Origin of the sequence: Mesorhizobium sp. M0185 (genome assembly GCF_040322175.1) — a bacterium.
GTDB lineage: Bacteria > Pseudomonadota > Alphaproteobacteria > Rhizobiales > Rhizobiaceae > Mesorhizobium.
The window spans coordinates 286,569-299,677 of record NZ_JAMYSY010000001.1; the positions used below are offsets into that span (position 1 = coordinate 286,569).

Genomic DNA, 13,109 nt, shown 5'->3' on the forward strand with positions numbered 1-13,109 from the left:
ATCAGCGTTCCTTGACATAAGGCACGCCGCCGGCGCGCGGCGGGATTGCCTTGCCGATGAAGCCGGCAAGCAGGATGACGGTCAGCACATAGGGCAGCGCCTGCATGAATTGCACCGGCACCTTGCCGATCAGCGGCAGCGGCGTGCCTTGCAGGCGGATCGACGCGGCGTCGAGGAAGCCGAACAGCAGGCAGGCGAACATGGCGTTGACCGGTTTCCATTTGGCGAAGATCAGCGCGGCCAGCGCGATATAGCCCTTGCCGGCGGTCATGTCCTTCACGAAGCCGCCATTCTGCACCATCGACAGATAGGCTCCGGCAATGCCGGTGAGCACGCCGGTGCAGATCAGCGCCCGATAGCGCAGCCAGGCGACTGATATGCCGGCGGTGTCGACCGCGGCCGGGTTCTCGCCGACGGCGCGCAGGCGGAGCCCGAAGCGGGTGCGAAACAGCACCCACCAGGTGAACGGCACGGCCAGGAAGGCGAGATAGACCAGCACGGAGTGGCCGGAGATGAGTTCCGAATAGATCGGCCCGAGGATCGGAACGCCCCTGAGCGCATCCGCGCCGGGCCAGACGATTGCTTCGAAGCGCTCGCCGGCGGCGAGCGCCGGCGTGCGCCCGCCTTGCTGGAACCAGGCCTGGCCGAGCATAATCGTCGATCCGGCGGCAATGAAATTGATCGCGACGCCGGAAACGATCTGGTTGCCGCGATGGGTGATCGAGGCAAAGCCGTGGATCAGCGCGAAGGCGACCGAGATGAGGATGGCCATGCCGAGGCCGATTAAGGCCGAGTGAAAGACCGAGGCGGCGGCCGCACCGGCGAAGGCTCCGACAAGCATCTTGCCCTCGAGCCCGATGTCGAAGACGCCGGCCCGCTCCGAATAGAGGCCGGCGAGGCAGGCGAGCAGCAAGGGGACCGAAAGGCGGATGGTCGAGTCCAGGACCTGCACGATAGCGTTGAAGAAATCCATCTCAGGCGCCCTTCCCCTTGACCGCTTCCATGCCGACTGATCTCGGGCTGAGCGAGGCGAACAGCGCCTGGACATAGGGCCGGAACATATGCTCGAGCGCGCCGGCGAACAGGATCACGAGGCCCTGGATGATGACGATCATGTCGCGGCTGATCGCCGGCATCTCGAAGGCGAGCTCGGCGCCGCCCTGGTAAAGCATGCCGAACAGGACCGCCGCCAGCACGATGCCGACCGGGTGCAGGCGTCCCATCAGTGCCACCGCGATGCCGACGAAACCGGCGCCCGAAACGAATTCGAGCGCGACATTGTGCTGGTCGCCCATCGTCGGGTTGAGCGCCATCATGCCGGCCAGCGCGCCCGAGATCATCATCGCGATGATGATGATGCGGATCTCCGAAATCCCGGCATAACGCGCCGCTTTCGGGCTGTGGCCATAGGTGCGCATCTCGTAGCCGAGCTTCGTGCGCCAGATCAGCACCCACACCAGAAAGGCCATGGCTAGCGCCAGCAGGGAACTGACGTTGAATGGCGCCGAACGGATTTTGGCGCCGAACAATTCGATGACCCAGTTGAGCTTCGGCAATTGCGCGCCTTCGAGGAAGGTGCGCGTCTGCGGCGCCATCGAGCCGGGCGGCTTCAGCATCCCCACCAGCGCATAGACCATGACGCTGGCGGCGATGAAATTGAACATGATGGTGGTGATGACGATGTGCGAGCCGCGCTTGGCCTGCAGATAGGCCGGGATCAGCGCCCATAGCGCGCCCATCGCCGCGGCGGCGATAATGGCGATCGGGAAGGTCAGCCACCAAGGCAGCACGCTGTCGAAGGCCAGGCAAACAATGCCAATGCCGAGACCGGCGATATAGCCCTGGCCCTCGCCACCGATGTTGAACAGGCCGCAATGCGCCGCAACCGCTACCGAAAGCCCGCTGAAGATGAAGGTGGTGGCATAGAAAAGCGTGAACGCGATGCCTTGGCCGCGGCCGAAGGCACCCTCGACCAGGACGACGGCCGCACGCAGTGGGTTCTCGCCAACCAATATGACGACGAAGCCGGCAACGACGAAGGCGACGAACAGGTTGATCAGCGGGATCAGGACGTAGTCGGCCCAGGCCGGCAGCTTGGCATAGGGAGTGCTCATTCCGCCGCCTCGCGCTGCTCGACGCCGGCCATCAGCAGGCCGAGCTCGCCCTCGGTCGCGTCGGGGCCGCGTTCGCCGACGATGCGGCCGGCAAACATCACCAGGATGCGGTCGGACAGCGAGCGGATCTCGTCGAGCTCGACCGAAACCACCAGCACCGCCTTGCCCTGGACGCGCATGGCGATGAGGCGCTTGTGGATGAATTCGATGGCGCCGACATCGACGCCGCGGGTCGGCTGGCCGACGATCAACACGCCGGGATCCTGTTCCATTTCCCGCGCCAGCACGATCTTCTGCTGGTTGCCGCCGGAGAAATTGGCGGTCTTGAGGCGGCAGTCCGCCGGTCGGATGTCGTATTTGACGATCTTGTCCCTGGCATCGTTACGGATGGCGTCGATGTCGAGGAACGGCCCCTTTAGATAGCGCTCGTCGTCCTGGTAGCCGAGGATCGAATTCTCGTTCTCCTCGAAGGCCAGCACCAGGCCGACATGATGGCGGTCCTCCGGCACATGGGCAAGGCCGCGCTCGCGCAGCTCGCCAGGGTCGGCGGCGCCGGTGAGGTCGATCGGCTTGCCGTCGAGCATGACCGAGCCCGAAACGGCATGCCTGATGCCGGAAATCGCCTCGAGCAATTCGGACTGCCCGTTGCCGGCGACGCCGGCAATGCCGACGATCTCGCCGGCATGGACGTCGAAGGAGACGTCGTCGACCATGGTGACGCCGCGGGAATCCTTGACCGTCAGGTTCTTGACCGCGAGCTTGACGCCACCGGCCTTCGCCTCGCCCTTCTCGACGCGCAGCAGCACGCGCCGGCCGACCATCAGCTCGGCCAGTTCCTCGACCGTAGTCTTCTTGGTCTCCCCGGTCGCCACCATCGTGCCCTGGCGCATCACCGAGACGGTGTCGGTGATCGCCATGATCTCGCGCAGCTTGTGGGTGATCAGCACGATCGTCTTGCCCTGCTCCTTCAACTGCTTGAGGATGCGGAACAGGTGGTCGGCCTCGGCCGGCGTCAGCACGCCTGTCGGCTCGTCGAGGATCAGGATCTCGGCGCCGCGATAGAGCGCCTTGAGGATTTCGACGCGTTGCTGCAGGCCGACCGGCAACTCCTCGATGATGGCGTCGGGATCGACTTCGAGCCCGTATTCGCGCTCGAGCCGCTCCAGCTCGGAACGCGCCTTGGCGATGCTCTTCTTCAGCAGCGCATCGCTTTCGGCGCCGAGAATGACGTTTTCCAGCACCGAGAAATTGTCGACCAGCATGAAGTGCTGATGCACCATGCCGATGCCGAGCGCGATCGCATCGTTCGGTGTCTTGATCGATGCCGGCTGGCCGCCGACACGGATCTCGCCGGAATCGGCCTGGTAGAAACCATAGAGGATCGACATCAGCGTCGACTTGCCGGCGCCGTTTTCGCCGACGATGCCATGGATAGTGCCGCGCATAATCTCCAGATTGATGTCGCGGTTGGCGCGCACGGCGCCAAAGCTCTTGTCGATGCCGATCAGCTCGATTGCGGCTTGCGCCATGCAGCCTGTTCCCACTGTTATTTTTTTACCGCTTGGTCAAACGCCTAGCATGACGCCCAGTCTGTGCCAATTGGGTCCGTACCAATTGGCCGGAGCAGGGTTCACTCTCGACAAATCCCGCCATGCTTGTCAATTTCCAACGTGGCCGCAGCCTGCACAATCGCCTGATCGAGGATTTCAAATGACCATGCCCGAGGACCGGCTGACGACGCTGGAAATCCGCGCCGCCGAGCAGGAGAAGACCATCGAGGAACTGTCCGGCCAGATCGCCGAGCAGTGGAAGGTGATCGAGCGCATGCAGCGCAAGCTCGACGCGCTGGCCGAGCGCTTCCTGGCGCTGGAGGAACAGGCCGCACCCGACGTGCCGGTGACCAAGCCGCCGCACTGGTGAGCGGGCCGACAAGACAAAACCGCCGGGCTTTCACCCGGCGGCTCGTCAGTTCAGCAGTGCCAGTCGATCAATAACGGCAATCGATCAATACGGGCAGGCATTGTCCGACATGTAGTCGTGCACCTTGATGGTGCCGGCGATGATGTCGGCCTTGGCTTTTTCGACCGCCGCCTTCATCGCATCGTCGACAAGCGCCTTGTTGTTGTCGTCCATGGCGTAGTCGACGCCCCCTTCCTTGAGGCCGAGATCGTTAACGCCGGCCGTGAACTTGCCGTCCTTGGCATCCATGAAGGTGTTGTAGACGGCAACGTCGACGCGCTTGACCATGGAGGTCAGCACCTTGCCGGGCTGCAGGCCGTTCTGGTTGGAATCGACGCCGATGCCGAGCTTGCCGGCGTCGGCCGCTGCCTGCAGCACGCCGACACCGGTGCCGCCTGCCGCCGCGTAGACCACGTCGGCGCCCTGGTCGATCTGCGTCTTGGCGATCTCGCCGCCCTTGGCCGGATCGTTCCAGGCCGCTGGCGTATCGCCGGTCATGTTCTGGATGACGTCGGTGGCGCCGGCCGCCTTGGCGCCGCCGACATAGCCGCAGCCAAACCTGCGGATCAGCGGAATGTCCATGCCGCCGACGAAGCCGACCTTCTTGGTCTTGGAAGCCATCGCCGCCATCACGCCGACGAGGTAGGAGCCTTCCTGCTCCTTATAGACCAGCGAGCGGACATTGGGCTTGTCGACGACCATGTCGATGATGGCGAATTTGGTATCGGGGAACTCGGTGGCGATCTTGTCAAGCGCGTCAGCCCACGAGAAGCCCGCCATGACGATCGGGTTGCGGCCGTCCTCGGCGAAACGGCGCAGCGCCTGCTCGCGCTGGGTGGCGTTGCTGACCTCGAATTCCACATAGGGGATGCCGGTCTCGGTCTTGAACTTTTCAGCGCCGTGGAAGGACGCCTCGTTGAACGACTTGTCGAACTTGCCGCCGAGATCATAGAGGATCGCGGGTTGAATGTCCGCGGCGAAGGCCGGAAGAACCATTGCAGCTGCGGCCATGAGGCCGAGAACGATACGTTTCATGTGATCCACACCCCTGTCGGTTATTTGTCCATTATGCATCGCATGCCGGCCCGGTTCTCCGGCAGGCGTGCGGTGTCGGGCAGGAGTGTCTTCCTCCCGCTTCGGGTCAATCTGGCACGGCCCGAAACAAAATTCACGTGGAATTTTGACCTTTTGGAAAAGCATGGCGCCGCATCGCGGCGCCACAGCATATTCCTTGCGTCAGGGGCATAAAATCAGGCGGAGACGGCGGCCGGAATGGCGCAGGAGACGCCGGTTCCCTGCAGGCCGCAATAGCCGTAGGGGTTCTTCGCCAGATATTGCTGGTGGTCTTCCTCGGCGAAGTAGAATTCCGGCGCCGGCGCGATCTCCGTGGTGATCTTGCCGCGTCCGGCGCCGCGCAGCGAAGCCTCGTAGGCGTCGCGCGAGGCGATCGCAGCCTGGTGTTGAGCGTCGTTGAACGTATAGATCGCCGAGCGGTAAGTGGTGCCGACATCATTGCCCTGGCGCATGCCTTGCGTCGGGTCGTGGCTTTCCCAGAACAGCTTCAAGAGCTCGGCATAAGACACGATCTTGGGGTCGTAGACGACGAGCACGACTTCGGCATGGCCGGTGAGCCCCGTGCAGGTTTCCTGATAGGTCGGGTTGGGCGTGACGCCGCCGGCATAGCCGGCCGCCGTGACCCAGACGCCCTCGACTTGCCAGAACAGGCGCTCGGCGCCCCAGAAGCAGCCCAGGCCGAACATCGCCGTTTCCATCCCTTCGGGATAAGGACCCTTGAGCGGCCTGTTCGAGACAAAGTGCTTCGATGCGGTCGGGATCGGCCGGTCGCGGCCGGGCAACGCCTCGGAGGGTTTCGGCAGGTTGAGCTTCTTGTTCAGCATGTCGCTGAGAAACATGTGTGGCTTCCTTTTCTTCTTGGTTGAGCCTTCCTGGTACGGGAACACCGGGTCAGGCTGGAAATGTCAGGTTGCGGCGAACCGCCCGCTGGGGCGCTGCCGCCTGTAACCGATGGCATAAAGAATGAACGCCAGCACCGCGAACACGGCAAAGCCGGGCTGGCTGAGCACCCAGGCGATGGCACCGTCCCACAGCAGTGGGTTGATCTTATCGCGGACGAAGCTTTCGAAGGCGCTGCGCGTATCCGGCGAGACAGCGAGCCAGCTGGTGTTGAGCGGGGTCATCACCAGCGCCGAAGCCGCCACCGAGCGGGTCGCATCGAGCACGGCCATGATGACCGAAACCGAAAGCGCAATCATTGCGGCAAGACGGAAGATAAAGCGGAACATCCGGACCCTTCCTCCCCAGGAGTTTATCAGAATGTCGTGTGGACTGTTAAATAGGATCTGCGTGCTTTATCCGCAATCGCGACACGCGAAGTTGAACCTACGGCAGCCGGGTTCGCCGAAACCGTCGGCGCGCCGGGGACGGCAAGCACACCTCCGCCGCTCCTTTCGATAGGCTCCCAACGGGTGCTCCGATAACATGGGCTGAGCATCCGTATCCGGCAAAGCGAATAGACTGCCGTTATGTCTTGGCATTCGGCACCGGATCGACTAGATGAGCCCCGCGCCTGTTGCTTTGACGGCTCGGGTGCGGGGAAAGGGTATCCGCTGGTTGACGGCGCCCACGGCCGGAATTCCGGCCGGAATCCCAAAGGAGATGCATCTCCCCAACCCGCGCGGCGAAACCGGCCGCGTCGAAAATGCTAAAAAGACGGAGAGGTGGCCGAGTGGTTGAAGGCGCACGCCTGGAAAGTGTGTTTACGGGAAACCGTAACGCGGGTTCGAATCCCGCTCTCTCCGCCAGTTGCCTCGCCAAATTGCTGAAATACCTAATAAATTTCATGGCTCGCAGTATTTGACCCACTTTTTGCCCCACATAATTGTGTGGATTAAAATGGCTGTCACAGGCTTTCTCTGGACGCTATCTCTAGCAAGAGCGCTTCATTGTGGAGCGAAGTTGAGCGCCCCTCCAACTATGTGAGTCTGGGGCCGGATGGTCCTGTCACTACTGGGACGACGGCGACGTTGGCGGGTGTGTGGAGAGGCTTTGATTTTGACCTGTCGCCCGATCCTGTGGGGAGCGAAAGATGGTGACGATACTGAAGTGGATTGCCATCGCTGTACTTGGGCTGCTGGCATTGATGCATGCGGCACTGACTGCTTCACTGATCTGGCACATGTTCCGCTACGATGTACCCGGAGCTTGGATTGGGGAGCCCGAATTAGTCAGGCAATACCTGATTCCGCTGGCTTCCATTTTTGGTCTCTTGATACTGATGCGATACGCCAAGCCGACCGAAAGAAAGGCGTGCATCGCAGTTCTCGCTGCCGTTACTGTGTCCTTTGCGCTGTTTCTATTGTTGCATTTAACCGGTCGATTGACGATCAAATAGAGGGGACACTTGGGGCCCGCGCAGCGATTTTTGGCTGTTCTGCATGCTGATTTTTGCCTCTGATAGTGCTTCGCGCGGGTAGAATTTTGCGTTCGCGGCCTGCAAATTTTGTCATCGAATCCGGTTTGCGCGCACGAAATTTGGGCTCTTCTTGCGGTAAGCTAGCGCGGTTTCTCGTGCATCGGCGAGCGGGATGATCGACGTGCCGCCCAATCCGATGTCTCTACGCCTGCCATGGACGATGATCCGGAGGAGCCAACGCTTCGCTCCCGACGGGTCCACGACGAGGTAAAGGCCATTGCCATCGGCATATCGTCCCGGAGTCTTAGCCTGCCGCACCTCGATCGCGCTTAGCGCCTTGTCCGGGTGCTTTCCCGATTTTTGCATCGTCCGCCCAACTCACCCCACCCCACATTTTCACCCACATTGTATCGGCGATTTTGTTGGACGGCAATGAATGTCGTTGGACGAACTGAAAAATTAACAACTTGATTTCAAAGCGTTATTGGACGCTATTGGCCGCAGACGAACAGCCGACTGGCTGCCGCTCTCTCCGACAGATAAATCTCACCGGTTCGCCAGCCTAAAGGGACGCTGGATGGCTACTGCCGCTGCGGTGCAGGTATCTTGGGGCAGGCAGAGGGGGCGCGAAGGCTACGGAGCGGCTTTCATCTTCGCCGCACCCTTACCTCAGATCAGCCTACAACCAATCGGCCCGCGCTTCACCAGAAGCACGGGCTTGGTCGACTCGGCGCCATCGCCGCCCCGTCTAGCGCGGGACCGCTTGTATTCCCGAGACCGAGCGCTCTGTTTCGGCGGAGAAAACCACGAAGGCAAAGATCAGCACGGCGACAGCGACAATCATTGAGCCGGTGGCGACGATCGGCTCGAGCGCCGGGTTTCCCTGCAGCATCAGGTAAAGAGCCGGCAGCATCACGACCAGGCCGAGATTGTAGACGCCGTAGTGGATCATGGCGCTCCTGCGGGCAGCCTTCGCCGGATTCAGCGCATAATAGCCGCCGAATATTGCACTGGTGACCCACCCCAGCAGATTGATGTGCGCGTGTGCCGGAAACGCGCCGTGATCGCCTGAAATTGCCATCTGCAGGCCAGCTGCAATTCCCAGAATAAGAAAGACGATGGCTGTCTTGAAAAAGAGCTCCGAAACTTTAGGCATGCTATTTCTCCCAAACCCGTTTTGCCGCCGCATCATGCTGTGGTTCCGGCGATCTTGCCAAGGGACCGTCGGGCCTGCGGAAGCATGTGTTGCCGGCCTGACAGCCCGTTGGCGACCGGTCGCCGGGCCTGGCCGGTTGCGAGTCCAGCCTGCAAAAAATATGCGCTTACGCTAATTTAATTGCAACATCACCGGCCAGGCTTCGATGTCGTTCTCGCTAGCGAACTGTCCTGCGCGATGGTGGTGCCCATACGCGCCAAAGGTCTGCCCGTCAGTGTTGCAGCAGGGCCTCGCCAAACTTCTCCCACAGCTGTTCGCAATCTGTTGCTCTGAGGCTGGGGGTTCCGAGTGGGCCATATCTGATGACGGCGGCGTGAACATCATAGCCAACGATAGGTGCATTGGCGACAAAGTGGATAGCCTCGCCCAATCGGCGAGAGCCAATTGGCGCATCGGTTTTGTTGGTGATGTCGAAGACACCACAAATATCCACTTCCTGGTTCCTGGCTGCCAACGCAGCTTCCATTACCTGTTCGTGCATCATCGAAGTCTCTCCTATCGGTCTAAGTCTAAGAACCGCGGCTTGTGTTGGCCCGGCAACTGACAACCGGCAAATCGAAGTGCCTTTTGCAGCATCTCGATTGGCTCTTGCTGCGAGCCACTCCGCCCGCTCCCGCGGCAAGCCGATAAGGCAACTGCCAGCGAAGTCCGCAGGCACGTCCACCGTCGCATCAAACACGGCCCACGTGCCAGTCGGCTCCTGAATGGGCAAAAAACGTCATAGAAGCGCCTGCTAATATACGTATGCCGACTGTGGGGACGGAGCTTTGTTCCTACATCGATTAAACGAATGAGAAATGGAGTCGAAATGTCAGGCGACGCTGGTCGAAAACAAATCGTCGGCGACATCGCCAGGAATGCGCTTGAGCTGCGATCCGGCCGCATTCGGGGCTCGCCGACAGGGCGAGCACACGACGCAGCAGGCAAGCGCGGCCAAATGCTCATCCAGAATCGCGATTTCGTTGCGGATAGATCGTCTCGCCGCGCTTCAGCATCTCCACGAAAGCCGCGATCTTCTTCTTGCGTCCGGCTTCGGTTTTCATGTTGTGGATGCGGAAGGCGAGCGCGAAGCGGTTTTGCTGGCTGAGTTTTGCCAGCATCTCTTTCGCCATGGGCTCGGCGTCTATTGCCGCCTGGAGGTCGTCGGGGATCTTCATCTCCTTGCCGCTCTTGTAGGCGCGCGCCCAGCGGCCGTCGGCCTTGGCTGCCTCGACCTGCCTCAGCCCATGCTCGGTCATCCGGCCCTCCTCGATCAGCCGAGCGACATTGTCGACATTGATCTGGCTCCAGATGCTCTTCTTGCCGCGCGGGGTGTAGCGCTGCAGGTAGCTTTTGCCGTCCAAGGCCTTGCGCACCGCATCGATCCAGCCCCAGCACAACGCCACGTCGATGGCTTGCTTCGGAGTGATCGACGGCAGTCCCGAATCGAGCCTATGGATCTTGATCCAGACTTCGTCCTCGCTGTCGTGATGCTCGCCAAGCCAGGCATGGAAGCTTTCGGCATCCCTGAACTCGCGCACCTTGGCGGGGTCGACCTTGACGGGCGCCATCAGCCGGTCCGCCCATGACGCGAGCGCGTAACGACGCCAAACCGCTTGCCGGCCGCGCGCGCGCTCATATCAGCTCCGAGTCCGCAATCCGCAGGCCTGGTGATTCTCGCCGGCACGCATTCAGCCCGCACGATTGGGCGTTCCGAGGACATGGGATTTCGGCGGCAGCATGACGTTGTCGAATGTCTGCGTGAACATCGCCGCCGCAAAGAAAGCGACGGCGCGCAGGGTTTCGGTGCCGGTGTTGACGAGGTCGTGCCGGACCGGCGTCGGAAGTACCAGGACGCTGCCGGGCCCGACCGGGTGGGTGCTGCCGCCCTCGATGTGCAGCTCGCCGGTGCCGGCGATGATGTATTGCGTCTCTTCGGTGGCGTCGCTGTGCCAGCCGAGCCGCTTGCCGGGCTCGATCTCGTAGACAATGACCGAGGACTGGGTGGTGCCGTGCCCGCCGCAAACCGCGAAAGCGCCGGCCCATTTGACCGACGGATCGTCCTCTGCCCAAACCAGCGAACGTTCGAGCCTGTCGGATGCGACGACTGCTGTCACGGCTTCGTTCCTCTCAGCGAATTGCGAACACGAATCTAGATGATTTTTCTGGTCTGCGTCAGCAAAACTGGCTGCTGACCGTTCCCTCGCCTATTGCGCGTGACGATTTGTCGGGCCGCGATCCGACCTATTCTACTCTCGGGCCGGATCACTGAGCCGATTCCCCAATGCAACCAAGCCTTTACCTTTTAGCCAGTTTTGAGTTGCCCCTGCGTTGCGTTCGTGGTCAGGTACAACCAGGGCGCTCAATGCGGCATTCGGCAACGGTCGCCTCACCGACCGTCAAGGCAACACACCGTCGAGCCAATGGGCATTTTCGACAGTATCAAAGGTGCGATTTTCGGAAGCGCGGTTGCGGCCGAAGCGCCGTCGGCGCAACCGTCTGCCGCGCCGGCTCCGAGCACGGCCACGCAGCCGACGGCGCCTACCCGATCCGCCCCGGCTGCAACCCCGGCTCCGGCCGCGCCGGCCGCGCCGTCCTCCGCCCCAGACATCGCTGCCATTCTCGACAAGGCGGTGGCCGCGAAGGGGCAGAAACTCAACTGGAAGAATTCGATCGTCGACCTGATGAAGGCTCTGAATATCGACAGCAGCCTCGGCGCCCGCAAGGAGCTTGCCCACGAGCTGAACTACACCGGCGATATGAACGACACTGTAACGATGAATCTGTGGCTGCACGACGCACTGATGAAAAAGCTGGCCGAGAATGGCGGCAAGCTTCCGGGCGATCTGGCCGCCTAGAGTCATAAGACAAGCAATTCCGGGAAAAATGTGAACGGTTTCCGCCCGGCATTGCGTCAAGCAAAAAAGACAGACCGGTTCGGCGCTTCCGTGAAACGACGAACCGATCTAGTCCTGTCCGCACCGCGGTCTTGCTGCGCTGACTTCAGCCGCAACCGAGCAAACCAGACTGCCAAGCCATCAAACTGCAAAGTAAATAAATTGGGACCCATCCCGGCCGCCGGGATTGGGTCTGTGGCGAAGTCGCATGGCACAAAAGCGCTGCCGCCTCGCCCGGCTTGTCTCACTCAAAACCGATGATTTTCGGTCGCCGTCCGCACGCTGGTAGGACCACCATTTTGCTGGCGAAACGCGACGTTCGGCGTATCATTCTCCCGGGCGAGGGTTCATGGTGGGAGGAAGCCAATGAACGTGGTGCAGAGGGTGACTGTCGCCGACTTGACGGCCCAAGAGCTTGTTTCATCTGCGCTTTCAAGATTCGGCGCCGGCGACACCATATCGACGAGGGCGATGCTGGACATCCTTCGCCGGACGGCCCCAGCCTGCGGCGACAGTGACGACGATCTGGTCGAGCTTATCGTCATGACGGCCGTTGGTAGGACCATGGGGGTCGTGTTCGACCATCGCTCCCGTTAGCAATCCGGAACGAATACCAGGCTGCACCGTTCAGTCCGCAAAACTTATCTCGCTTGAGTTGTGGAATGGTGCCATGCGTGATGAACAATTCGACGTTCCCGTGACAATCGAAACTGGGCGGAACGGACGCATCCTGACGGTGACGCGGGCGGTCGAGGCCGCATCACTGCTGGTCGAAAAGTGGCCGAACGAAAAGCGCGGGCCGAAATACCGCTCGGCCTTGCAAGCAATGATGGACGCCCTGGAGCAGCGGCGGGCGGTTGGCAGCGCTCGACGGGCATTCACCGCGGCCGCCAAAGAGGCCAGCCTTTTTGTGCGCGAAGGCCGGCCTGACACCAAGCCCTTGTTTTGAGCAAAATCGCCGCGCATACCGGGTCATGCCCGAGGGCAGGCAATTGGGCGACACGCTCGAAGGAACTCGCTGAAATCTTGCCCGTTATGCTCTCGTCGAGATGAGGAGAGCTGGCATGGCCGACGACAAAACCAAGACCGATAGTCGCGACCGCTCACGAGTGGCGGGCGGCGGCGAAGATTATGAGGTACATCATTTCGCCGAGGAAGCGGGCATTACCCCGGATCAGGCCCGTACGCTGATCAAGCGCCACGGCACCGACCGCAAGGTGCTGAACGAAATCGCCGAGAGCATAAGAGCGTTGTAATGGCTGACAAGAAAACCGCAATGGCCGACCGCAAGACGCGCGATCCGGACGAAAAGGAGGCTCTGCACCTGGCCGAAACCACCGACGTTTCGCCGAAGCAGGCGAAGGATCTGATGCGCAAGCACGGCAAGGACAACCCGAAGGTCGAGAAGGAAGCCAAGAACTTCAAGGCCGAGGGCTAAGCCGCCGAGCCGATTGGACGCGCGGCATAGGGGCCGCAATCCTGCGGCTTATCGGTTTTCTAACAAATTCGGC

18 protein-coding genes and 1 tRNA gene are annotated in these 13,109 nt (G+C 61.4%); 8 read left to right on the plus strand and 11 right to left on the minus strand.

Going from position 1 to position 13,109, the window contains the following annotated elements; genetic code table 11:
* Position 1: 1 nt before the first annotated feature.
* From NKJ20_RS01350 to NKJ20_RS01360, 3 genes are read right to left on the minus strand one after another with little or no spacing between them, the layout of a single operon-like run.
* Complete coding sequence (locus NKJ20_RS01350; RefSeq protein WP_352742145.1) at positions 2-973, minus strand: ABC transporter permease; 972 nt, start codon at positions 971-973, stop codon at positions 2-4.
* A 1-nt stretch (position 974) separates the two neighbouring features.
* Complete coding sequence (locus tag NKJ20_RS01355; protein ID WP_352677550.1) at positions 975-2,114, minus strand: ABC transporter permease; 1,140 nt, start codon at positions 2,112-2,114, stop codon at positions 975-977.
* The gene (locus NKJ20_RS01360; protein WP_352742147.1) at positions 2,111-3,643 is read right to left on the minus strand and encodes an ABC transporter ATP-binding protein; all 1,533 of its coding nucleotides are present in this window, start codon (positions 3,641-3,643) and stop codon (positions 2,111-2,113) included. Before NKJ20_RS01360 ends, NKJ20_RS01355 begins: the two co-directional genes overlap by 4 nt.
* 181 nt (positions 3,644-3,824) lie before the next feature.
* On the opposite strand from NKJ20_RS01360, the gene NKJ20_RS01365 reads away from it, so the two are divergent.
* Positions 3,825-4,034 (plus strand): SlyX family protein, encoded by a 210-nt coding sequence (locus NKJ20_RS01365; RefSeq protein ID WP_031211352.1) that lies wholly within the window; start codon positions 3,825-3,827, stop codon positions 4,032-4,034.
* A gap of 84 nt (positions 4,035-4,118) precedes the next feature.
* On the opposite strand, the gene NKJ20_RS01370 is transcribed toward NKJ20_RS01365, so the two are convergent.
* The 3 genes from NKJ20_RS01370 to NKJ20_RS01380 all read right to left on the minus strand — a co-directional run bounded on the left by NKJ20_RS01370 (position 4,119) and on the right by NKJ20_RS01380 (position 6,376).
* On the minus strand, positions 4,119-5,108 hold the full coding sequence (locus tag NKJ20_RS01370; RefSeq protein ID WP_292657345.1) for a BMP family lipoprotein: 990 nt from the start codon (positions 5,106-5,108) through the stop codon (positions 4,119-4,121).
* 215 nt (positions 5,109-5,323) lie between these two features.
* Complete coding sequence (gene msrA / locus NKJ20_RS01375; RefSeq protein ID WP_352448283.1) at positions 5,324-5,986, minus strand: peptide-methionine (S)-S-oxide reductase MsrA; 663 nt, start codon at positions 5,984-5,986, stop codon at positions 5,324-5,326.
* A gap of 66 nt (positions 5,987-6,052) precedes the next feature.
* Positions 6,053-6,376: a hypothetical protein gene (locus NKJ20_RS01380; RefSeq protein WP_352448284.1), complete on the minus strand. Its 324-nt coding sequence runs from the start codon at positions 6,374-6,376 to the stop codon at positions 6,053-6,055.
* A 429-nt stretch (positions 6,377-6,805) separates the two neighbouring features.
* Here NKJ20_RS01380 and NKJ20_RS01385 point away from each other — a divergent pair.
* A tRNA-Ser gene (locus NKJ20_RS01385) sits at positions 6,806-6,895 on the plus strand.
* A gap of 284 nt (positions 6,896-7,179) precedes the next feature.
* Positions 7,180-7,485, plus strand: coding sequence for a hypothetical protein (locus tag NKJ20_RS01390; RefSeq protein ID WP_352719647.1), 306 nt, complete (start codon positions 7,180-7,182; stop codon positions 7,483-7,485).
* Between the two features lie 111 nt (positions 7,486-7,596).
* On the opposite strand, the gene NKJ20_RS01395 is transcribed toward NKJ20_RS01390, so the two are convergent.
* From NKJ20_RS01395 to NKJ20_RS01415, 5 genes are all read right to left on the minus strand, one after another.
* The gene (locus NKJ20_RS01395) at positions 7,597-7,872 is read right to left on the minus strand and encodes an Arm DNA-binding domain-containing protein (RefSeq protein ID WP_352742149.1); all 276 of its coding nucleotides are present in this window, start codon (positions 7,870-7,872) and stop codon (positions 7,597-7,599) included.
* Positions 7,873-8,254: 382 nt separating this feature from the next.
* Positions 8,255-8,662 (minus strand): hypothetical protein, encoded by a 408-nt coding sequence (locus NKJ20_RS01400; RefSeq protein WP_352448423.1) that lies wholly within the window; start codon positions 8,660-8,662, stop codon positions 8,255-8,257.
* A 271-nt stretch (positions 8,663-8,933) separates the two neighbouring features.
* Positions 8,934-9,206, minus strand: coding sequence for a hypothetical protein (locus NKJ20_RS01405; protein ID WP_352448287.1), 273 nt, complete (start codon positions 9,204-9,206; stop codon positions 8,934-8,936).
* Positions 9,207-9,663: 457 nt separating this feature from the next.
* Positions 9,664-10,272 (minus strand): YdeI/OmpD-associated family protein, encoded by a 609-nt coding sequence (locus NKJ20_RS01410; RefSeq protein ID WP_352742151.1) that lies wholly within the window; start codon positions 10,270-10,272, stop codon positions 9,664-9,666.
* Positions 10,273-10,392: 120 nt separating this feature from the next.
* A complete protein-coding gene (locus NKJ20_RS01415; protein WP_352742153.1) occupies positions 10,393-10,818 on the minus strand; it encodes a cupin domain-containing protein in 426 nt (141 codons plus the stop codon).
* A 306-nt stretch (positions 10,819-11,124) separates the two neighbouring features.
* Here NKJ20_RS01415 and NKJ20_RS01420 point away from each other — a divergent pair, with 306 nt between their 5' ends.
* The 5 genes from NKJ20_RS01420 to NKJ20_RS01440 all read left to right on the plus strand — a co-directional run bounded on the left by NKJ20_RS01420 (position 11,125) and on the right by NKJ20_RS01440 (position 13,036).
* Positions 11,125-11,559, plus strand: coding sequence for a DUF3597 domain-containing protein (locus NKJ20_RS01420; RefSeq protein ID WP_352742155.1), 435 nt, complete (start codon positions 11,125-11,127; stop codon positions 11,557-11,559).
* Positions 11,560-11,964: 405 nt separating this feature from the next.
* Entirely contained in the window at positions 11,965-12,195 is a 231-nt protein-coding gene (locus NKJ20_RS01425; protein ID WP_352702982.1) for a hypothetical protein, read from the plus strand.
* A 73-nt stretch (positions 12,196-12,268) separates the two neighbouring features.
* Positions 12,269-12,547 carry a DUF982 domain-containing protein gene (locus NKJ20_RS01430; RefSeq protein WP_352702984.1) on the plus strand — a complete coding sequence of 93 codons (279 nt, stop codon included), beginning with the start codon at positions 12,269-12,271 and terminating at the stop codon, positions 12,545-12,547.
* Between the two features lie 115 nt (positions 12,548-12,662).
* Positions 12,663-12,854, plus strand: a complete 192-nt coding sequence (locus NKJ20_RS01435) for a DUF3606 domain-containing protein (protein ID WP_352742158.1) — start codon at positions 12,663-12,665, stop codon at positions 12,852-12,854.
* Entirely contained in the window at positions 12,854-13,036 is a 183-nt protein-coding gene (locus NKJ20_RS01440) for a hypothetical protein (protein WP_352677561.1), read from the plus strand. The genes NKJ20_RS01435 and NKJ20_RS01440 overlap by 1 nt, the downstream gene beginning before the upstream one ends.
* The last annotated feature ends 73 nt before the right edge of the window (positions 13,037-13,109 follow it).